Source organism: Bartonella bacilliformis KC583, from assembly GCF_000015445.1.
In the GTDB taxonomy this organism is placed as follows: Bacteria; Pseudomonadota; Alphaproteobacteria; order Rhizobiales; family Rhizobiaceae; genus Bartonella; species Bartonella bacilliformis.
The window spans coordinates 68358-90758 of sequence record NC_008783.1; the positions used below are offsets into that span (position 1 = coordinate 68358).

Genomic DNA, 22401 nt, shown 5'->3' on the forward strand with positions numbered 1-22401 from the left:
AGAGTAATGATACGTGTTGTGGTGTATAGTTTTGCTGTTTGTGTGTTGGGTGCCCTTTTTGGGTGGGTTGCGAACCACAATAGTATTGTTGTCATTACATTTTTGCAAACGCGATTTGCTATTTCTTTATTAACACTTTTGAGTGTGTCTATTGTGCTCTTGGTTATGCTGGCCCTTGTCTGGTGGCTGTTGCGTGGTCTTTTTTTTGCTCCTAATGCTTTGCGTCGTTATTTTTCTACACGCCGCCAAAAAAAAGGTCGTGAAGCGCTTTCACAAGGGCTTCTTGCTGTTTTTTCTGGTGACTATGTTACGGCAAAAAAAATGGAAACATGTGCCTTAAAATATCTTGCAAATAATCATGAGCCGTTGATGAAGCTTTTACAGGCTCAAACCTTGTTTTTACAAAAGGATTCTATTCGCGCCATTGGTTTTTATGAAGAAATGCGACAGGAGACGCCAACAAAACTTGCTGGGCTTTATGGTCTTTATCGTGAAGCTGTGGCTATGAAAGAGGATGAAGCAGCGCAGCATTATGCAGAAGAAGCGCTGGCTTTGTCGCCAGCACTTTTATGGGCTCATCAAGCTGTTATTGACCGGCTGAGTGCTGAGGGGCAATGGGATAAAGCGCTCGATGTTTTTGAAAAAGCACAAAAAGCTTTACCCCGTGCTGACCGTTGGACTGCAGAGCGTAATTACACATATGCCTTGTTGTTAAGTGGGCAGGCGCTTCAGCTTTTCAAAACCCATCCTGTAAAAGCGCGTACAGCTATTTTAAAAGCACATAAATTACTGCCTGATTTTGTGCCAATAACAGTGATCACAGCTGATATTCTTTATAAATCCAATGAAGTACGTAAGGCTGATAAAATCATTTTCAATGCTTGGAAAAAGGAGCCCCATCCTGATCTTGGTGCATGTTATCTTAAGAATGAAGAAAGAGCCGTTGAGCGGTTGAAAAAGGCTAAAAAATTGGCTTCTTATAATGAAGACACTTTTGAATCAGCGTTTCTTGTTGCCAAGGCTGCTTTGGATGCAGGTGAAGTGGAATTTGCGAGAGAACAAGCACAAAAAGCCCTTCAACTTCACCCCCGTGAAAGCGTTTATTTATTATTGGCCGATATTGAAGAAGCACAAGGCAATGATCAGCTATTGGTGCGTCAATGGCTTTCATTGGCGTTGCGTGCAGAGCGGGATCCTACATGGATGTGTGATGGAACTCTTTTTTCTTCTTGGTCAGCGGTATCTCCGATAAGCGGGCGATTGGGCTGTTTTGAATGGAAAGCACCGCCACGTAGTCTTCCTTTAACATTAGAAATCGATCCTATAGAGCCAAAAGATGTTGGTGATGTTGGTCCTATGGTGCTAAAAAATGTTGATCCTGTAATGGCTGAAAAGGAAGAAAAAGAGGATGTTGTGACGGAAATAACTTTCGTTAACGATGAACTCTTAAATGAAATTTCACCTATAAAAGATGGTTTTTTGCCTCAAAATTCAGCTAAGAAAAAAATTAGCAATCAAACACGTTTGAATGTTGATGATCCAGGAGTGAAAATAGCAGAAAGAGATATTCTTTCATCGAAAGAGCAATTTCGAGCTTTATAAAATTATCATGGCTATTGTTGACAGACGTAATTTGCGTATGCTTTAGAATGCCCAACCATGTTATAAAGCTATTAATTGAATTATGTTTTCTGTAGAGCAATATTTGGATCACAAACAAAGGGGCAATAAACCAAAAATTGCAATCGTTCTTCATCGTCCATCTGGAGGGATAGGTCATGTGGGATCTTTTTTGCAACAGAGTGGCTTTTCTCTTGATATTTATTGTCCCATTTTGGGACAAAAACTTCCCGATACATTAGAACATCATGCTGGTGTTGTTATTTTAGGTGGGCCGATGAGTGTGAATGACAGGGATGCATATATTGGTGAAGAAATTGATTGGATTTCCCTATCTCTGAAAGAAAATAAGCCTTTTTTAGGTATTTGTCTTGGAGCACAAATGTTAGCACGAAATCTAGGAGGGCGTATTGAGGCAAGACGTGATGGATATGTAGAAATGGGCTGGTATCCTCTGCAGGTGATGCCACAAGGCGAGACAATGATGGATTGGCCAAAAATGGTTTATCATTTTCATAATGAAGGAATTTATGATTTGCCTAAAGACGTTATTCTGTTGGCAACAGGGCAAACATATCCTGTACAAGCATTCCGCTATGGAGATAAGGCATGGGGTTTGCAATTTCATCCTGAATTAACACGTATGATGATACGAAATTTGGTGGTGCATTTGGCTAAAAATTTGACTCAAAAGGGTGCTCAACCTGCTTCTATGCATTTTGAAGGTTACTCAATGTATGGTCAGGCTTTGCATGAGTGGTTTAAAAATGTATTGCAACAGATTTTTAGTGCTTCTTCTGCCTTTTATACGGAAGCTGAGAGCCATAATTAGTCTAAAAATCATCATAAAAAATGTTGGATATTCTCTTACTCTATGAAATGAAACGACATGGAAGTGAAGAGGGCTTTTTTTGTTTTCTGCATGTAGTGCTTCTGTTCAGCATTTATTGTCTACACCAAGCTAATGCCTAAGTGCAATAATCTGCACACTTTGTCGATTTATACTGAAAAATGCAAATGGTCACTCTTATCTACCGCAACTCCTTTGTAACTCGACAAAGGAGCAGGGGAACTAAGTTATTCAAAATAGGCTCTCTACACACCATCTTAAGATTGGAAGGTGGTGTTTTTGAGTTGAGCGATCATACTTGCTGCAAAGGTAAAACGAGAAATATTAAGATCACCTTCAATAAGTGTACCAATTCGATTGGTCACCGTGTAAATTTGATTTTCTTCTGTTTTGATCCAAACTGCGAGCGGATCATTTTGTTCACCATAGTTTTGCAAAATTTTCGTAACAATTTGCCGTAAGCTTTCAGCAATATTTTCTTTCGCTTGGCTTAAAGCCATACCATCATAATAATCAAAAATAGGGATGGCTCGGCTTGCTTCATCAATACGGTTTATGTGAATAATTTGAGCAAGAGAGAAGTAGATTTGTGCTGTTTGAATCAGGTCACTTTTATTTTGTTTTGCAATTAGAGAAATATCACAAATGATTGAGGCGACTTCCAGGAGAGCTAAGTGTTGTGCTAAAGCTTTTGGTGCCCCTTCTTTGCAATAACTTGCTGCTTTTTTTGCAATTTTTTGATGAATGTCTCTACCATTGGAGTGTGTAAGCTGTTCTTCGATAACAGTACGGGCCTGTTTGATTGTTTTCACAAGATCTTCCAACGGTGTCGATAAATCCATATGACGTAAGCCCCAATTGGTTGCTTCAAAGAGCATTGAGGTAATTGATGCATAGAGTTTATTTTGGATAAGACCAGGTATTTTATTATCGAGATTATCAATTTGGTTAGATAATTGCGGAATTTCAAAACCATCACGAATAGCAATGAAAACACGAATAATATTTTCAACTTTTTGCCCTGTTTTGTCTTGCAGACGATTGACGAAAGTTGGTCCTCCACGATTGACAATATCATTGGCGATAAGAGTTGCAATAATATGACGGCGCAATTGGTGATTAATGATTTCTTGTTCAAACTGGGTTTGCAGTTGGGTTGGAAAATACCCCAATAAGGTTGAATCAAAATAATGATGGTCAACAATAGGATTGTTGGCAATTTCTTCTTGCAGAGTCAATTTCGCATAAGCCAAAATAACAGCAAGTTCTGGGCGTGTGAGACCCTGATTTTGAGCAAGCCTTTGACGTAAAATTTGTTCATCAGGTAAAATTTCAACCCGACGATCAAGCAGGTTTTTCTTCTCTAGATCATTAATAAAGCGTGCTTGATAAGGCAAATCAAGAACGCCTCGTTTTTCCGCTAATGAGAGAGCAAGAGGTTGCAGATAATTGTTTCTCAATACTAATTGCTCAACCTGTGGGGTCATTTCCTTTAAAAGAGCATCACGTGCGTCACGGGTGAGTTTTTTTGCTTGCAGTGCTGATGCAAGAACGATTTTGATATTCACTTCAACGTCAGAGCAATTGACTCCTGCAGAATTATCAATGGCATCTGTATTGCATCGCCCACCATTTAAAATATATTCAATACGGCCGCGTTGAGTAAGACCAAGATTAGCGCCTTCACCAATGACTTTAGCACGAACCTGCTCACCGGTGATGCGCACTGCGTCATTGGTACGGTCGCCTACTTGTGCATTAGTTTCTGTTGTTGCACGGACATAAGTTCCGATACCGCCAAACCATAAAAGATCAACAGGTGCTTTTAAAATGGCCGTGATGATTTCAAAAGGTGTTCCTGTTTGTTTTTCAAAACCAATAGCTTGTGCAGCTTCACGGGAAAGAGTGATTGTTTTCGCTGTACGTGAGAAGACACCGCCACCTTTTGACAATTTTCCTTGATCATAATCTTGCCAGCTGGAACGGGGAAGTTGAAACAGACGCATACGTTCTGCATAGCTTTCAGCGGCATTTGGATCTGGATCGATAAAGATATCGCGGTGATCAAAGGCGGCGATCAGCTTTGTTTGCTGCGACAATAACAACCCGTTACCAAAGACATCACCCGACATATCGCCAACACCAACACAGGTGAAAGGTTTTGTTTGGATGTCATGGTCAAATGACTCTCTAAAATGTCTTTTGACAGCTTCCCATGCACCTTTTGCTGTGATCCCAATCGCTTTATGGTCATAACCTGCTGATCCTCCAGAAGCAAAAGCATCATCAAGCCAAAAGTGATTTTCTTGGCTTATAGCATTTGCGGTGTCAGAAAAGGTTGCTGTTCCCTTATCTGCAGCCACAACAAAATAGGGGTCGTCGCCATCATGGCGGATCACATTAGGGGCTGCCTTGACTTTGCCATCAACCAGATTATCGGTAATAGATAGCAGTGCTGCAATATAGCTAATATAGGCTTGTCGTGCGGCTTCTACAACAACGGAACGGTTATCGGTTTGAGGAAGACAATGGGGATAAAAGCCACCTTTTGCACCGACAGGGACGATCACTGCATTTTTAACTTGTTGGGCTTTGACCAAGTCGAGCACTTCGGTACGATAATCCAATGCGCGGTCAGACCAGCGAATACCCCCACGAGCAATAGGACCAAAGCGTAAATGAACGCCTTCAACCTCTGGACCATAAACGAAAATTTCTCGGTAAGGGCGCGGTTCAGGTAAACCCTCAATCTGGCGTGGATCCAATTTAGTGGCTAAAATACGTCGTGGGCTCCCATCAGCAAGAGGGGTAAAGGCGTTGGTGCGTAGGCTTGCTGCAATCAAATTACGATAACGACGTAAAATAAGATCATCGTCCAAACTGGGGACATGCTGTAATTTTTCTTCAATGCGTTGTTGAATGATTGTTTCGTTTTTTTGTCGTTCTTCTGCCGTATGACTTTGATGAAATTTCAAATGAAACAAAGCATAAAGATCCTGAGTGATGTGAGGATAGGCGTTTAAAGTTTTAGCGACACGTTCTTGTGAATAAGGAATGCCCGCTTGTTGGATATAGCGTCCGTAATGACGCAAAATGACAATTTCACGCCAATCCAGTTGGGCTGTTTGCGTAAGCGCGTTAAAAGCATCATCGTCAGCATTTTGGGCCCAAACAGCTTCAAATGTTTCAGCAAGTTTGAGACCATTTTCGTCAAGATTAACACAAATTTGGAAAGAGCTTTCCAGTTGCATATCGTGAAGATACACATATTTTCCATTGCTGTCTGGCAGTTCAAGAGTTTGTTCGGCAATGACGCGAAATCCCATATTTTCAAGGAGTGGTACGCGTTTAGAAAGAGCAAGCGCTTCATGACGGTGAAATAGCCTGAGAGCAATGGTGTGTTTTTCTTTATGGTGGGTGTGATAAAATGTCACAAAAAGAGGATGTTGGTCATTAAGATTTAAAATATGAGCTGCATCGTTTATAGCATCTTCCGCTGAAAATAAGTCACGATAGCTGTTGGGAAATTGACTGGCGAGATGTGTTTGCTGGTCTGTCGCTTTGTGAGCAAGAGCTACAGCTTGGACAGTTTCTTCCCAGTTACGTGTGATCTCGCGAACAGCGTGCTCAAGTGTGGTGCGTTCAATAACAGGGGCACTTTGGTTGCTTTTACGGTAGACGATATAGTGGATGCGAATCAGTGTGCTTTCCAAGAAAAGCGGATAGGATTCAAAGAAATCACCTTCATAGATATCAACCAAATAGGCACCAATTTTTTCACGTTTGCTGCTGCCATATTGATCCCGTGGGACATAGACAAGGACGGAAACAAAACGTCCAAAAGAATCAGCGTGCGCAAGAACCCGTAAACGGGGACGTTCATCTAATTGTAGGATGAGTTTAGCATTTTCTGTCAGTGTATCCACATCAGAGTGGAACATTTCATCTCTTGGATAGGTTTCTAAAACACTGATAAGTGCTTTCCCAGAATGGTCAGCCCGATTATATCCAAGGCGCTGAATAATGGTTTCAGCTTTTTCTTTTAAGAAAGGAATTGTTAGAATAGAGTGTGTATACGCTGAAGATGTAAACAACCCTACAATACGCATTTCTCCGCAAAGAAGTCCTGCTTTATTAAAAATTTTCAGACCAATATAATCTAACCGAACAAAGCGGTGGATTTTTGAGCGGCTATTCGCCTTTGTCACGGTAAACAAGGCGTCACTTTCCATAAAGGATAAGAGCTCTTGAGGACTCTCTCCCATATGTGCATTTTCAATAATGCGAATAGAGGCATCTGTAAGAATACCCAATTCAATATCACCAGCGTTAAGAGCTTTATCAGGGTTTTGGCCTTCAGTGAAATCATAAGTGCGCAGCCCAAGAAAGATGAAATTATTGTTCATCAGCCATTGCAGAAATTCAATGGTTTTTGCACCTTCTTTTTGGTAGTTGAGTGGCAAGTTTGTTTGATAGGCATGAATGCACTTTTTGACTTGCTCAAGCATGGGCTGCCAATCTTGTACAGCTGCGTTGACTTGTCCAAGAACTAAGGTGATCTCATCTTTAAGCTTTTGAGTTTGTTGTTGATTTAAAGCTTCAACATGGATTTGTATCAGACTGATACGTTGTTCGGAAGCACAATCAAGAACAGGATGCGCAATCAGATAAATTTTATTTATTTGTTGATTGAAGACATTCAAAATAGAATCAAGCAAGAAAGGTTTGTTATCATTAACCAATGTAACAATCGTTATGGGTTTGTCATTACAGGTTAGTGTGTGTTCAAAGCAGACGGTGCTCTCTCCTCTCCGATATTGGTGGAGGGCTTCAGTAGCAACTTTTGCAGCTTTTTGGAGCTCACTGCTTTTATAACGGGCTCTATCTTCTTCATCTGCATGGGCGAAAAGAATTGATTCTATTTCATTTGGATCTTTCTTAATATCCAGTATTTCTTGTTTTGACATAATAGTCCTCCCTCTTTTCGCCTTTGGTAGTTTTTTCCTGACAAAAGTTGGCTTTTACGCAATTATCCCTAGTGTATCATCTTATTGATTAAAGGGAAGAGAGATTTATCTTCAGTGATTATAAATTATTTTCGTTACTTTATAGCAGGAATGATAACATTATAGCAGGAATGATAACATTGAAATGAACAGTTTGTGTGAATTTTTATTTTTGTATTCAAGATCATGTGTAAAATGATAAGGACCTGGTAAAGGTTTAATAATTAAAGTGACGATATAATGACTTTGCCAGAAAAACTTCTCAAAGGACACCGGTCCTTTATGGATAATCGTTTTTCACACGAGAGGGGGCGTTATCAGCAATTAGCGAAAGAAGGACAAAGGCCAGAGACTTTGATCATCGCTTGCTGTGATTCCCGCGCCGCTCCAGAAACGATTTTTGATGCTTGTCCAGGTGAAATTTTTGTTCTCCGTAATGTGGCGAATTTGGTTCCTCCTTTTTCTCCTGATGATCAATATCACGCAACGTCAGCAGCGATTGAGTTTGCAGTACAGTTTTTAGAAGTCAAACATATTGTTATTTTGGGTCATGGGCATTGTGGAGGGATTCGTACCGTTCTTGATGAAACTTGTAAGCCCTTATCATCAGATGATTTTATTAGTCGTTGGATGAGCCTGTTGGCGCCAGCAGGAAAAGCTGTTGCGAGCAATCCATGGATGACTGCAAAAGAACAGCAAACAGCATTGGAGCATATTTCTATTCGTTATTCACTCGAGAATTTAGAGACATTTCCTTGGTTAAAAGCGCGCAAAGATGAAGGGCTGTTAAAATTGCATGGAGCTTGGTTTGATATTTCAAGTGGTGAATTATGGAGCATGGAACAAGAAACAGGCAATTTTACCCGTGTTGAAAGCGAATTGCTTGCTCAATCCTGAAAACTACTCTCTGTTTCGCCTTCATTCTCGTGTGATAAAATCTTGACAAAGGACAGTTTTTGTTGTTTGAAATAATGAGCATTCAGTGACAAGAATTAACTTGGAGTCACCCACTGGGACCCCGCTCAAGGGTATAAAAAGATCCCAGAGGTCAACACCCGACGACGCGTTGCGTTCTCGGGTGTTATTTTGGTTTGCCATGTGGTTTGCTTGTTAGTTTTTGTCATAGAGAAATGAGGTTGGTGATGTTTGAATCTTTGCAGGAGCGTCTTGGGTCTATTCTGTCCAATTTGACAGGGCGTGGTGCTTTGTCAGAACAAGATGTTGCGACAGCTCTGCGTGAAATTCGTCGTGCCTTGCTGGAAGCTGATGTTGCGCTTGATGTTGTGCGTTCTTTCACGGATAAGGTTCGTGAAAAAGCTGTTGGGTCTGCCATTGTTAAATCTATTAAACCAGGTCAGATGGTTGTTAAGATTGTTCACGATGAACTTGTGAACATGCTTGGAGACGAGAGTGTTTTAGGCGATTTTAATGCACCAGCACCGGTCGTTGTTATGTTGATTGGTTTACAAGGCTCAGGAAAGACGACGACAACAGCGAAACTTGCAAAGCGTTTAACTGATAAACATAATAAAAAAGTTTTAATGGCGTCGTTAGATACACGTCGTCCTGCTGCACAAGAGCAGCTTCGTCAATTAGGAGAACAAGGAAAGCTTGCCAGCTTACCAATTGTTCCTGGTCAATCGGCTGTTGATATTGCTGTACGTGCTGTTCAGGCAGCGAAGTTAGGCGGTTATGATGTTGTCCTTTTTGATACGGCAGGGCGTAACCATATTGATGAAGCTTTGATGCTTGAATTGGCACAGATTAAGGCTTCTTCTTTACCGCATGAAATTTTGTTGGTTGCAGATAGTCTTACCGGTCAGGATGCAGTTCACCTTGCTCGTTCTTTTGATGAGCGGGTAGGACTTACAGGGATTATTTTAACACGCATGGATAGTGATGGCCGTGGCGGTGCTGCTCTTTCAATGCGTGCTGTGACGGGAAAACCCATTAAAGCGATCGGTATTGGCGAAAAGATGGATGCTTTGGAAGAGTTTCATCCTAGTCGTATTGCAGATCGTATTCTTGGCATGGGCGATATTGTTTCTTTGGTTGAAAAGGCTGCTGAAACACTTGACCATGAAAAAGCTATGGCTCTTGCCAAAAAAATGCAAGCTGGAAAATTCGACTTAAATGATCTTGCAGACCAATTGCAAAAAATGAAGCAGCTTGGTGGTATGGGAGGCATTATGGGTATGATGCCAGGTCTAGGAAAGGTAAAAGATCAAATCACAGCTGCAGGCCTTAATGATGGTCTTTTAGATCGCCAATTAGCGATTATTGGGTCAATGACACGTGAAGAACGTCTCAAGCCTGAAATTTTAAAACATAGTCGTAAACAAAGAATTGCTAAAGGGTCAGGTACGAGTGCAGCTGATATTAATAAGCTTTTAAAAATGTATCGTCAAATGGCTGATATGATGAAAGCTATGGGCGGAAAAGGAAAAAGCGGTCTCATGGGCAAAATGTTAGGGGGACTTGGTTCTAAAATGGGATTAGGTGGTTTGGGGGGAACTGGTGCTTTGCCTGATTTTTCCGGATTTGACCCTAAGCAATTATCGGCGCTGCAAAAGCAGGTTCAGAATAATTCTTTGAGCGGAGGACTGCCTGGTTTTCCAGGGCAAGGCTCAGAGATTCCTGGTCTTCCTAAAGGAAAAGGAATCGTGCCTCCATCACTTAAGAAGAAGTAAATCACAAAGAGAAAAACACATATAATGCAGCTAATGCAGCAAAAAATGTCAGAATATTTTATGTTTGTGCAAGGATTTTAAAAATTGAATGAGGGTTTATGCACTTATTGATTGACTGTGTAGTCGAGCGTTTTAGGGGTATGCAAGCTGTTGCGTTTTTAAAAAACTCTCTATTTGCTGGCGGCCTGTCTTAATGTAGGGGTATTTTACGCAAGAGTACGGGTCAAAGACGTGTTTACATGGCATCTTTGCAATCATTGGCCAAAAGCAGTTACCTAGCCGTCATCTCTGTGCGGATTATGTAAGAAAAATTTTAAAATTTTATCGTGAGGAAAGTTATTGATAATCACGAAATAATACGCTGAAAAGCAAAAAACAAAGAAAATAAGTTAAAATGAAAGCCAAAATTGATAACAGGAGAAAAATAATATGGCCCTAAAAATTCGTTTATCACGCGGAGGTTCAAAAAAACGTCCTTACTACCATATCGTTGTGGCAGATGCACGCAGTCCACGTGATGGGCGCTTTCTTGAACGCGTTGGTGCATGGGATCCAATGTTGCCAAAGGATAAGCCACGTGTAAAGCTTAACGAGGACCGTATTCAACATTGGCTTAATCAAGGGGCTCAACCAACAGATCGTGTTTTGCGGTTTTTGGATGCTGCTGGTTTAAAAAAGCGTCCAGCACGCAATAACCCACATAAAGGTGAGCCTGGCAAAAAAGCACAAGAACGGATAGCTGCTGCTAAGCAAGCTGCCGAAGATGCTAAAGCAGCAGAAGCATCAGCCTAATAAAACAAAGAAAGGCTTTTCAAAGATAAGTTTTGAAAGCCTTACATTTTACATATGGTGATGACGATTTGTTTTGGGTAAGCTGATTTTCCTAAAAAGAAAAGAGGGTGTTCTCATTGAAAAGCTATAGTTAAAAAACTAAAGTTTTTTAAAAATCTATAGCGCGGCCTTTAATTTCCCAGTCTCCATAGCGAGCAGGATCTTTGCCGCCGCGCCCACCACTTTCTAAAGGTTTTTTCTCATGGATTTCGCGTTTGCGTCTTTCTGCAGCCTCCTGTAAGGCACGCTGTGCTGCTGGGGAGAGGGAGGAATTTGGCCGAGAGCAAGCTGTATCGTTACTTATTTTATTATCCATTTTATACCTATGTTCCATTGAAGAATCAGGAAGGAAACACCATCATATAAGAGTGGCTACACTTTGGCATGGAGTTTTTAAAGAATGAACATAATGCGCACAACAATGCTTTTGGCTTTTATGACAGCTCTTTTTATGGGAGTTGGTTATCTGGTTGGAGGGGGCAGTGGTATGGTTGTTGCGCTTTTCATAGCAGGAGGATTAAATTTTTTTTCTTATTGGAACTCGGATAAAATAGTTTTGCGTATGTATGGTGCGCGTGAGGTTGATGAGCATTCTTCACCTGTGTATTATAGGATTGTGACTAAACTGGCTCAAAGAGCCTCTCTTCCACAGCCGAAGGTCTATATTATTAATAATGCGCAGCCCAATGCTTTTGCGACAGGGCGTGACCCACAAAATGCAGCTGTTGCTGCAAGTACAGGGTTATTGAAGCAATTGAGTGCAGAGGAAATTTCTGGGGTTATGGCTCATGAATTAGCGCATATTGAACATCGCGATACCTTAACGATGACGTTGACGGCAACCATTGCAGGAGCCATCTCTATGCTTGGTAATTTTGCTTTATTGATGGGAATGGGCAGGCAACGCAATTCTTCAGGGAATTCTCAAGGGGCTGGAATGCTTGGGACTGTTATTGCTTTGTTTGTTGCACCTTTTGCAGCAATGCTGGTGCAAATGGCGATTAGTCGTACACGTGAATATGCTGCTGATCGGCGGGGAGCTGAAATATGTGGAAATCCTTTGTGGTTGGCTTCAGCTTTGAGCAAAATTTCTGGGGGTGGACAGACGTTTTATAATGAAGAGGCAGAGCATAATCCAGCAACAGCCCATATGTTTATTGTTAATCCTTTAAGGGGTGAAGGAGCGGACAGTCTTTTCTCTACTCATCCAGCAACTGAAAATCGTATTGCAGCTCTTCACAAGCAAGCAGAAAAGATGGCAAAAGAGGGGAATAAAGGGACGAAATTTGCTGTAGAGAATGGGCTTTACAGGAAACATGGCAATTTAGAAGATGAGGACCTCAATCCAGAAGCTCAGAATGGTTTTACGCATAATCAGAAAAAAAAGACTGTTCGGCGGGGTAAAGACCGTCCCACTTGGCTTCGTCATTAAAATTCAAAAACGGCCTCAATGAGAACATTTTTAAATAAGATGAGAACATTTTTAAATAAGAAATGTGCGTTAAGGCTTTATTTTGAAAAATCACATGAGAAAGTGGATGCATGTTTGAAAAGAATGTTCAGGGATTGGCTGTTCGCCAAGTATGTGTTCGTCTTTTAGGTGCGGTGCTGGATAAGCATACGTCTCTTTCTGGTTTAACAGATCATGAGCATGGACATCCCCTTTATTTGAAGCTCTCATATCGTGATCGTTTATTATGTCGGGCTATTTTGATAGCAGCGTTGCGTCATCGAGGTCAGATTCAAGCGGCTTTATCACGTTTTTTAACACGGCCTTTACCGTCAAAAGCATTTGCACTTCAGCATCTTTTTCATATTAGTGCAGCGCAGATTCTTTATCTTGATATTCCTGATTATGCAGCAATTGATTTAGCCGTGCGTGCAGCAAAAATCGATCCTCGTACACGCTGTTTTTCGGGATTAGTCAATGCTATTTTACGCAATTTTGCGCGTGATGCGATGGTGTTAAAGAGGCAAGCGCTTACTTTCAATGAAGTTCCAGATTGGTTTTGGCAGCTTTTGGTCTCAACTTATGGGGAAGAGAAAGCGCAGCGGATTTTGGCGATGCAAAGTGAAACACCACCGCTTGATTTGACTGTTAAATCAGACAGTGAGGGGTGGGCAAAACGACTTGGGGGTGTTGTTTTATCAAATGGTTCGGTTCGTCTAAAAGCTTTGGAAAGCTCTGTTGTCGATTTACCAGGCTATGCAGAGGGAGCTTGGTGGGTTCAAGATGTTGCAGCCGCTTTGCCTGCTCGTTTCTTAGGAGATATTCATGGGAAACGGGTGGCTGATCTTTGCGCCAGTCCTGGGGGAAAAACAGCACAATTGGCCTTGCAAGGAGCAGATGTAACAGCAGTTGACCTTTCTGCTAATCGATTAAAGCGTTTAACGGCCAATATGCATCGGCTTAATTTTTCTGTGAGCTATTGGAATGGTGATGTAAGGAATTTTCACCCTGAAAAGCTTTTTGATGCAGTGCTTCTTGATGCTCCGTGCTCTTCTCTTGGAACGATCCGCCGTCATCCCGATATCTTATGGATTAAGTCACGAGAGGATATCATGAAGCTTGCCGCTGTACAGTATGATTTGCTGTTGGCAGCTATTGCTGTGGTCAAAAAGGGTGGGCATATTGTTTTTTCTAATTGTTCACTAGCAAGAGAAGAGGGTGAAGATCTGATTGAGAAGGTTTTAGCAACACGCGATGATGTTGTTTTAGAGCCTATTTTAGAGAATGAATTGGGAGATATGAAGCATGTATTGACAGTTGAAGGCATTGTGCGCACAACACCTGCTGATTTTTGTGGATCTGTGGAGTTTGCTGATTTTAAGAGTGAAAATTTTTATGCTGAGAACAAATTGTTGTTTGGAATGGATGGTTTTTACGCAGCACGTCTCCGGAAAATTGCTTAATTAATACTTCATTTACTAAAATAGTCGACAGTGTGTTTTGTTAAGTGAATATAAGGAAAGTAGGATTGTGGCGATTGCTGTTAGATATCCTCAATTGAAGGCAGGAGCCTTTTTTTGTAGGATGTTACAAGTGTTTTGGCGTTTATGGGTTGGGCCTTTGTTTCATTGGCGTTTTTCACGGTTTCGTCCGCAAAAAATTTTAGCACGCCCCATTGATTTGCATGTTGCTGATCCCATGATGGCGCATGAATTTTACCATGGTCGCTTTTCTTTTGCAGGTCGTATTGTTCAGTCTGGTTCTGTTTCGCCTTTTGCATTAACATCACCAACATTGGAATGGGAAGCAGCACTGCATGACTTTCATTGGTTGCGGCATATGACAGCAGCGCGCAGTCAACTGGCAGCAGCCCATGCGCGTTTCTTATTAGAAGATTGGCTCAACCATAGTGGCAAAAAAATTAAAGGACTTCCCTGGAGTGGGGGGGTTGTTGCACGGCGTTTGATTGCGTGGATTTGTCATGCACACACGCTCTTAGAAGGTGCAAGTGAGCAGTTTGAAAAGCGCTTTTTAAATGCGCTTGGTTTTCAATTTCGTTATTTGCGCGTCACAATTTGCAGTATGGAACATAATGATCAACGCTTGCAGGCAGCAATAGCCTTGGCATTTGCATCTTTAGCTTTACCTTTTTCTGCAACAATGAAAAAAAAGGTGCAAACCTATTTGAGTCGTGAACTTGCGTATCAAATTCTTGTTGATGGTGGCCATATTTCACGCAATCCTGCTATTGTGTTTAATTTGTTACCAGATTTATTATCTTTGCGTCATCTCTATATGCATAGCAATGAAACGGCACCGCGTATTTTGATTGATTCTGTTGAGCGTATGTTGCCAGCTTTGCGGTTTTTTATTCATGAAGATCAAACATTAGCGCATTTTAATGGGGTTGGACCTATTGCTCCAGAATGCTTGTCTACGATTTTAGATTTTGATGAAACGGCAGGAAATCTCTTTAGTCATGCGCGTTATTCAGGATTTCAGCGTTTAAATGCTCATGCAACGACAGTGATCGCTGATACGGGAGAATTTCCACCACGCTCTGTTGCAGAGCATGCCTGTTCGGGATGTTTGTCATTTGAAATGTCGTCTGAGAGACACCGCTTTATCATCAATGCGGGTGTTGATCCGTATGGGCGTGAAGAATATCGGTATTTTGGACGGATTACAGCAGCACATTCAACGGCAACATTAAATGATTCTTCCGTGGGTGTTTTTCGAAAAATAAAAAATAAGACGTCTTCCCTTTTGCTGAAAGGGCCTAAAAATATTCAAATGCAGCGCATAGAGGATGCCAAAAAAATTGGTTTTATTGCATGCCATGATGGTTATGTGCGACCTTTTAATCTTTTGCATGAGCGTGGACTTATTTTGACGACAAATGGCACGATAATTGAGGGATTTGACCGCTTTTTCATGCCAAACAATGATGAGTCTAAGAAGTATAAGTCTGTTCACAATGAATCACACAATGTTGCAGTTCGGTTCCATCTTCATCCAAAAGTTGAAGTGAGCCGTGAGGATCACTTTGTCTATTTAGCTGTGGGAGGTAGATCGGTGTGGCGTTTTATGTCTCCTGATGCTGATATTTACATTGAAGATTCAATTGATTTTGCTGAATTAACAGGCCCACAACACACACAGCAGATCGTTTTATACTTCCGCCCTGCAGTACAGGAAAAAGTTCGTTGGCGTTTTACCCGTATAGAATCAAAGAAGTAATGAGCGTTTTTCATGAAGATGCTGAAAATGATTCTGTTAATCTGGAGAGATAAAAGAGGCATGCTATCCTATAAAAGTGTATTTTGATTCAAGCTTATGCTATGGACACACGAGATGCAGTCTTCTCGCTTTGCCTGAATTTTAGCCATTATATTCTTAAGGTTCTTGTCATGGTTGTTGTTTCACAAAATTATCCTACACCTGATCTTCATCGGGTTCGTCGTGCTTTGCTTTCTGTTTTTGATAAAACAGGTTTGGTTGAATTTGCGCAAGAACTACACGCATATGGAATTGAATTGATTTCAACGGGGGGAACATCTGAAAGCTTGATAGCTGCTGGTTTGCCGGTGAAAGATGTTTCTGAAGTAACAGGTTTTCCGCAGATCATGGATGGGCGAGTAAAAACATTACATCCTTTGATTCATGGTGGTTTATTAGGAGTGAGAGACGATCCAAGCCATAAAGCTGCTATGGAAAAGCATGGTATTTGTGGCATTGATCTTGTTGTTGTTAATCTTTACCCCTTTGAAAAAACTTGGCAATCAGGTGCTGATTCGCAAACGATTATTGAGAATATTGATATTGGTGGGCCTGCCATGATTCGTGCAGCGGCCAAGAATCACGCTTATACTGGTGTTGTGACAGCTGTGTCTGATTATGATGTTGTTTTGGCAGAATTAAAACAGCATAATGGGTGTTTGAGTTTTTCACTCCGTCGTCAGTTAGCAGCCCGTGCCTATGAACATACGGCTGCTTATGATGCAGCAATAGCCGCTTGGTTTGCACAAGATTTAGAAGTTGAAATGCCGTCTTGGCAGAATTTTTCTGGTCATTTTGAAAGCATGATGCGCTATGGGGAAAATCCGCATCAACGCGCAGCATTTTATCGCACTCGTGATACCCGTTTTGGAGTCGCGACTGCAAAAGTTTTGCAAGGTAAAGAACTCTCTTATAACAATATGAATGATGCAGATGCGGCTTTCGAGCTGGTGGCAGAATTTGATCCCCAAAGAACCGCTGCTGTTGCTCTTATTAAACATGCCAATCCTTGTGGGGTTGCGGAAGGGCAAAGTTTAAAAGAGGCTTATTTAAAAGCGCTTATGTGTGATAGTGTTTCAGCATTTGGAGGGATTGTTGCTTTAAATCAACCCCTTGATGAAGAATGTGCAGCAGAAATTGTTAAACTTTTTACGGAAGTGATTATTGCTCCTGATGCGACAGAAGCTGCATGCAACATTATTGCACAGAAAAAAAATCTTCGTTTATTAATCACAGGGGGGGTGCCAGATCCTCGGTGTGGGGGGCTGACGGTCAAAACACTTGCTGGAGGAGTTTTGGTACAATCACGTGATAACGCTGTTGTTGATGATTTTGATTTGCAGATAGTAACAAAGCGGGCACCAAGCCAAGATGAAATGCGTGATCTGCAATTTGCTTTTCGTGTTGTGAAACATGTCAAATCAAATGCCATTGTTTATGCCAAAAACAGTGCAACAGTTGGTATTGGTGCGGGTCAAATGAGTCGCCTTGATTCAGCAAGAATCGCAGTTCACAAAGCTGAAGACAATGCAAAAAGGATGGGCCTTACAGAATCTCTTACTAGAGGGTCAGTTGTTGCGTCAGATGCATTTTTTCCCTTTGCAGATGGTTTGATATCCGCTGCTGAAGCCGGTGTGACTGCTGTGATCCAACCTGGTGGGTCTATACGTGATCAAGAAGTGATTGAAGCCGCTGATGCACGTGGCTTAGCAATGGTTTTCACAGGCGTGCGGCATTTTCGTCACTAGTTTGGTGATTGTCTTTATTGTTGCCAAAAATCCACAATGAGAAAAAATATTCATATTTTCCTTTGTGATCAGCGCAAATCAGTTATGCAATTATAGCATACCTCATTTTTTCATTTTGTTCTATTTTAAATATCAATAGTTTAACATAGAATTTGAGTGAAAAAATGGGCATCTTGCGTTCTTTTAAAAGTTGGTGTCGGTACCGTCGGACAGTGAAAGCATTAAATAGTTTGTCAACATATGACCTTAATGATGTTGGCATTAATCGTGGCGATATTCGTTCAGTTGCTAAGCGTTTTTCGCGTGAATCTTTCTAAGATACACCTTGGATAAATAAGATAGTAAACTTTGGATACACGCTGAATTCTTTGTAAGGCAGCGTGTATAGTTTTTTGTCTGCAGAGCATAATTTTTGTTACTCCTTTCTGTTGATGTGATGGATATGAAGGAATATGCTCAAGAGATAAGAACCATTTTGGTATCAATTTTCTTTTGACGTACTCTCTTCTAAAGAGAGAACAAGTTTACAGTATGCACCATTTTTATTACATTTTGAAAAAATTATAAGGTCAGCAATATTCTAGGATTTAAACAAGGATCTTGGGGATCTTGGGATGTGGTGGGGAAAAAGCAAGGAACTTCATTTAGCAAACGAGCTATTTGTGGGGAATACTGTTAGTTTTTTTATAGCGTAGCAGGAAAAAAGGAATGCCCAAAGTGCCAATGGCGAGGGTAAACCATGTGATCGCATAGATGAGATGGTTATTATAAAAATGGATTACAGTTAGCCCAACAATGGGGAGATTCCCTTGAGAGGCTATTTTCTGTGTTGCGTCGATAAAATAAGGGGCAACATGAGAAAGGTCAAGTTTTTGTGCCATAGCAGGGAGTTGGCGTGTATACCAGAGATTTTGATCAGGATTGTTTTTGCGAGGAAAAAAACCGCCTCTTTCGCTCATACGTAAAAAACCTATAACTGTCGTTTGTTCGTTGTTGAGCGCGAGGGAATTCGGGGTAAGGTCATTATTTTGCGGCAGTTTTTCAGGATCAAATTGCGGACGTGCATTCATGGGAATAAAGCCACGGTTGACAAAAGTCAGTGTGTTGTCAGCTGTTTGTAAAGGGGTTAAAACCCAGTAGCCGGTAGTATTTTGGCTTACAGCGGTGACCAGAATGTTTTTATCTGTCAAAAATTTTCCAGTTACTATAACCGGTCGATATTCATCCTTATCAAAAGTCACATCTGTCCATTGGTCTTGGCTAGGAGCTGCAACAGGGGGCAGATGGGCGCGCTGATTGACATGCGCTATAAGATTTGTTTTCCAATTGAGTCGTTGCACTTGCCAAATGCCTAAAGCACTGAAGACAAGAAAAAAGAATGCGCAAAAAATTCCCCCAAATATAGAGGACAGACTTACTTTTTTATGCGGGATTTTCGGTATGGAGTGATCTCTATTGATCATGATCGAAATCCTTTTAACATGAAGAATTCTTAAAGAAGCATTGTGTATATTTTTTTAAAAAAAGATAGTCGAATGGGCTAAACAAGCTGTGAAGAAATCTTGATTTTATAAAAGGCTTGACCTTCTGTTCCTAACAACTTATAAAAACGCAACTTTCCAACGCTGATATTCAAGGCAATAGGATGTTATTCGGGGCAATGTGTGTGTGCGATGCGTCCATTGTATTTTGCTATGTTGGGAATTTAAGGGTTTCTTAAAGCTAAGGGTGAAGTCTATGTCTCGTGCCTGCGAATTGACAGGAAAAACGGTTCAGTATGGTAATAATGTAAGCCATGCAAACAATAAAACACGTCGTCGTTTTCTACCAAATCTTTGCAATGTAACGTTGATTTCAGAAGTTATGCAGCAAAGTTATCGTTTGCGTATTTCAGCAAATGCTGTACGTTCTGTTGAACATCGCGGTGGTCTTGATAATTTTTTGACAAAAGCTGATGATAAAGAATTGTCACAACGTGCACGTTTATTGAAGCGTCAGATTGTGAAGAAAAAGGCTGAGCAAGCAGCAGCTTAAAGCCTGCGGTTAGATTCTAACTCTAAACATTTTCTCATTTAAGGGATTTATCCGCTTGAGGAACGTGCGTTTTCTTCTTGGTTGTTAGCAACGGCGATTGTGGTTGATACTTCAGGTTAAAAAAATGTCTTCATCAAAAAGATTTTTAGCAAAACAGCATAAGAGCAGGCATATTATTTTTGCTAGTCTTGCTATGTGTTTCGCGGTGACGATTTCTAATTTTTTGGTTCAATACCCGGTTTATTGGTTTGATCTGGATGAGCTCTTGACCTACGGGGCTTTTACCTATCCGCTTGCTTTTTTGATCAATGATTTGACAAATCGTTTTTATGGTCCAACTGCTGCGCGGCGTGTGGTTTATGCTGGTTTTATCGTTGGTTTTTTTGTCTCTTGGGTTTTGGTAACACCGCGGTTGGCCATTGCTTCGAGTGCGGCGTTTTTATTTGGGCAATTGCTTGATATTATCGTGTTTACCCCTTTACGGCGTCAAACATGGTGGAAGGCACCGTTAGCAGCAGCTATAACAGGCTCAGCTTTGGATACGGTTTTATTTTTTGCCATTGCTTTTGCAAGCTCCTTCAGTTTTATTGATCAAACGACAGGCTATGTTGATAGTTCTATCATTGATCATACAATGTTTTTTGGGTTTGATATTCCTGTTTGGCTATCACTTGCTTTTGGTGATTTTTCAGTCAAAATCCTGATGAGTTTGTTGATGCTTGTTCCTTATGGAACGGTGATAAGCTATTTTAGGACTCTTCCTTTATCGAAGGAACAAGAAGGATAAGCCTTTTTCAGTCTTTAACAGATCCCTCTAGTTTCTCATTTTCATGAAGAATCATCAATTCTCATAGCGTGCCTGTAAGAGCATGTGGGATGGGTGCAGATATTTTATAGGCTCTCCTATAATTTTAGAGGATACATGCCGAATCATTCATTTTTTTCTTTATCTTTTTAATAGAGGTTGTCGGAAATTTGGCTTTTGCTAGTCAAAAAGTGTTGCTAATTGTTGAATGATGGCATTAGCGAGTTCTTCGGCATTTGGAATGGTGATTGCGCGTTTATAATGACGCGTTACATCATGACCAATCCCAATAGCCGTGAGTTCTATAGGAGAATATGTTTGAATTTCTTGAATAACAGCACATAAATGCTTTTCAAGGTAATTGCCAGGATTAACAGACAAGGTTGAATCATCAACGGGAGCCCCATCAGAAATGACCATCAGAATACGGCGATGTTCATGCCGTGAGAGAAGGCGTTGGTGCGCCCAAATAAGAGCTTCACCATCGATATTTTCTTTCAGTAAACCTTCCTGCATCATTAAACCTAAATTGCGTCGTGCACGGCGCCAGGGTGTATCAGCACTTTTATAGATGATATGGCGCAAATCATTCAGACGTCCTGGATGAGGAGGTTTATTTTGCTTTTCCCATTCTTCGCGCGATTGTCCACCTTTCCAGGCTTTGGTGGTAAAGCCCAAAATTTCGATTTTAACACCGCAACGTTCAAGAGTTTGCGCCAAAATATCCGTACAACTTGCTGCAACCGTGATGGGGTTTCCTCTCATGGATCCAGAATTATCAATCAGTAAGGAAACAACGGTATCACGAAACTGTGTCTCATATTCCTTTTTAAAAGAAAGGGGATACATCGGGTCAATAATAAGGCGTGGCAGTCTTGCTGTATCGAGATATCCTTCTTCAAGATCAAAATGCCAAGCACGGTTTTGTTGTGCCATGAGGCGTCGTTGAAGGCGGTTTGCTAAACGTCCAACAATATTTTGAAGATGATTAAGTTGCTGATCAAGAAGATGACGCAAATGGTTTAATTCGCTCTCAGAACAAAAATCTGTTGCTTCCAAAACTTCATCAAATTGCTGCGTAAAAATTTTATAATCAGCAAGTTTCTGCATAGACTCAGATGTGTGGAGAGTATGTTTGAGTTCACTCGGTTTTTTCTGCCAAATACTGGTCTGCTCTTGTTCAATACTTTCATCAGTGCTTGATTGAGTGGCGTGGGCTTTTCCTTCATCTTGTACATCATTTGTTTGTTCAGTTGTTTTTTGTTCCTCACTTTGCGCGTATTTTGCCTTCTCGTTATATTCTTCGTCTATTTGTGCGTGTGTATCTCCCTCCTTTATTTGTTTTTTCACATTAGTATCATCAGACACATCATCTAGTGCTGAGGATATTTTTAAAGCAAACAGCATGTGACGGACAACACGTGCAAAAGCCTTTTGGTTATGAAGATGATGCGTGAGTTCTTGGAGTTCAGCTGCAGCCTGTTGTTCGATAGCGTGGCGCCATAAGTCCAAGACCGGGCCAGCTTCTTTTGGGGGAGAACGCTTTGTTATTTTTTCGCGCAATAAAAGAGCAATAGCTTCTTCTATAGGCGCTTCGTCTTGTGTACTAATTCTTTGATAATGGGCTCTTTGATATTTATCAGCGAGCATGATTTCAAGATTTTGTGCCATCCCTTCCATAGTCAAAGTGCCAATAGCTTCGATACGTGTTTGCTCAAGAGCGTCAAAAACAGCGCGTGCTTTGGGTTCTTGCGGGGTGAACTGGATGTGAATATGGGGGTCATGCCACGCTTTGCGTAAGCCCATGGAATCACTTAACCCACGGGTTACCGCAACATCTTTGTGGGTTGCTTTGGGTGGGATCTCTGGTAAACGCGCATGTGTATGACTCATCGATGGCTTATAATGACCAAAAATAGTCTGAAGAGTAGGTGTGCCAGCAATGGCGCGCATGCAAGCGGACGTAGCTCTTTTAAAAGCTTCAGCATCAAGTTTAAAAGCTTCGCTATCAAGGGGGCTGTTGGGTAAGTGATGTTTCAGATTTTGGCTATTATTATCGCTGGCTTTTGAGGCCATGATGAAGGGTTT

The 22401-nt window shown here is 41.1% G+C and carries 16 protein-coding genes; 12 read left to right on the top strand and 4 right to left on the bottom strand.

Translation table 11 applies throughout. The features are described 5' to 3' along the window. Positions 1–6 precede the first annotated feature (6 nt). Both BARBAKC583_RS00325 and BARBAKC583_RS00330 read left to right on the top strand, forming a co-directional pair. Positions 7–1602, top strand: coding sequence for a heme biosynthesis protein HemY (locus tag BARBAKC583_RS00325; RefSeq protein ID WP_005765792.1), 1596 nt, complete (start codon positions 7–9; stop codon positions 1600–1602). A gap of 82 nt (positions 1603–1684) precedes the next feature. Next, positions 1685–2452: a glutamine amidotransferase gene (locus tag BARBAKC583_RS00330; protein ID WP_005765794.1), complete on the top strand. Its 768-nt coding sequence runs from the start codon at positions 1685–1687 to the stop codon at positions 2450–2452. A 275-nt stretch (positions 2453–2727) separates the two neighbouring features. On the opposite strand, the gene BARBAKC583_RS00335 is transcribed toward BARBAKC583_RS00330, so the two are convergent. Beyond that, positions 2728–7437 carry an NAD-glutamate dehydrogenase gene (locus tag BARBAKC583_RS00335; protein WP_005765796.1) on the bottom strand — a complete coding sequence of 1570 codons (4710 nt, stop codon included), beginning with the start codon at positions 7435–7437 and terminating at the stop codon, positions 2728–2730. A gap of 279 nt (positions 7438–7716) precedes the next feature. Between BARBAKC583_RS00335 and BARBAKC583_RS00340 the strand changes: the two genes are divergently transcribed. The 3 genes from BARBAKC583_RS00340 to rpsP all read left to right on the top strand — a co-directional run bounded on the left by BARBAKC583_RS00340 (position 7717) and on the right by rpsP (position 10958). Further along, positions 7717–8373, top strand: coding sequence for a carbonic anhydrase (locus BARBAKC583_RS00340; protein WP_005765797.1), 657 nt, complete (start codon positions 7717–7719; stop codon positions 8371–8373). A gap of 245 nt (positions 8374–8618) precedes the next feature. Further along, positions 8619–10166 carry a signal recognition particle protein gene (gene ffh / locus BARBAKC583_RS00345; RefSeq protein WP_005765799.1) on the top strand — a complete coding sequence of 516 codons (1548 nt, stop codon included), beginning with the start codon at positions 8619–8621 and terminating at the stop codon, positions 10164–10166. Between the two features lie 429 nt (positions 10167–10595). Then, positions 10596–10958 (top strand): 30S ribosomal protein S16, encoded by a 363-nt coding sequence (gene rpsP, locus BARBAKC583_RS00350; RefSeq protein ID WP_005765801.1) that lies wholly within the window; start codon positions 10596–10598, stop codon positions 10956–10958. A 148-nt stretch (positions 10959–11106) separates the two neighbouring features. Here rpsP and BARBAKC583_RS00355 read toward each other — a convergent pair whose 3' ends face one another. Continuing rightward, positions 11107–11313 carry a DUF1674 domain-containing protein gene (locus BARBAKC583_RS00355; RefSeq protein WP_005765802.1) on the bottom strand — a complete coding sequence of 69 codons (207 nt, stop codon included), beginning with the start codon at positions 11311–11313 and terminating at the stop codon, positions 11107–11109. Positions 11314–11397: 84 nt separating this feature from the next. Here BARBAKC583_RS00355 and htpX point away from each other — a divergent pair, with 84 nt between their 5' ends. The 5 genes from htpX to BARBAKC583_RS06725 all read left to right on the top strand — a co-directional run bounded on the left by htpX (position 11398) and on the right by BARBAKC583_RS06725 (position 17791). Further along, on the top strand, positions 11398–12429 hold the full coding sequence (gene htpX, locus BARBAKC583_RS00360) for a zinc metalloprotease HtpX (protein WP_011807246.1): 1032 nt from the start codon (positions 11398–11400) through the stop codon (positions 12427–12429). A 110-nt stretch (positions 12430–12539) separates the two neighbouring features. Continuing rightward, on the top strand, positions 12540–13910 hold the full coding sequence (locus BARBAKC583_RS00365) for an RsmB/NOP family class I SAM-dependent RNA methyltransferase (RefSeq protein WP_005765806.1): 1371 nt from the start codon (positions 12540–12542) through the stop codon (positions 13908–13910). Between the two features lie 67 nt (positions 13911–13977). Then, the gene (locus tag BARBAKC583_RS00370) at positions 13978–15687 is read left to right on the top strand and encodes a heparinase II/III family protein (protein WP_005765808.1); all 1710 of its coding nucleotides are present in this window, start codon (positions 13978–13980) and stop codon (positions 15685–15687) included. Between the two features lie 170 nt (positions 15688–15857). Continuing rightward, positions 15858–17474, top strand: coding sequence for a bifunctional phosphoribosylaminoimidazolecarboxamide formyltransferase/IMP cyclohydrolase (purH, locus tag BARBAKC583_RS00375; RefSeq protein ID WP_005765810.1), 1617 nt, complete (start codon positions 15858–15860; stop codon positions 17472–17474). Between the two features lie 164 nt (positions 17475–17638). Beyond that, positions 17639–17791, top strand: a complete 153-nt coding sequence (locus tag BARBAKC583_RS06725; RefSeq protein WP_005765812.1) for a DUF1127 domain-containing protein — start codon at positions 17639–17641, stop codon at positions 17789–17791. 339 nt (positions 17792–18130) lie between these two features. On the opposite strand, the gene BARBAKC583_RS00380 is transcribed toward BARBAKC583_RS06725, so the two are convergent. Beyond that, entirely contained in the window at positions 18131–18937 is an 807-nt protein-coding gene (locus BARBAKC583_RS00380; protein ID WP_005765814.1) for an SURF1 family protein, read from the bottom strand. Between the two features lie 274 nt (positions 18938–19211). Between BARBAKC583_RS00380 and rpmB the strand changes: the two genes are divergently transcribed. Beyond that, positions 19212–19508, top strand: coding sequence for a 50S ribosomal protein L28 (gene rpmB, locus BARBAKC583_RS00385; protein WP_005765816.1), 297 nt, complete (start codon positions 19212–19214; stop codon positions 19506–19508). Between the two features lie 124 nt (positions 19509–19632). Beyond that, the gene (locus BARBAKC583_RS00390) at positions 19633–20295 is read left to right on the top strand and encodes a VUT family protein (RefSeq protein WP_005765818.1); all 663 of its coding nucleotides are present in this window, start codon (positions 19633–19635) and stop codon (positions 20293–20295) included. A gap of 198 nt (positions 20296–20493) precedes the next feature. Here the strand turns inward: BARBAKC583_RS00390 and cobT are convergent, their stop codons facing one another. Further along, entirely contained in the window at positions 20494–22389 is a 1896-nt protein-coding gene (gene cobT, locus BARBAKC583_RS00395) for a cobaltochelatase subunit CobT (protein WP_005765820.1), read from the bottom strand. Between the last annotated feature and the right edge of the window lie 12 nt (positions 22390–22401).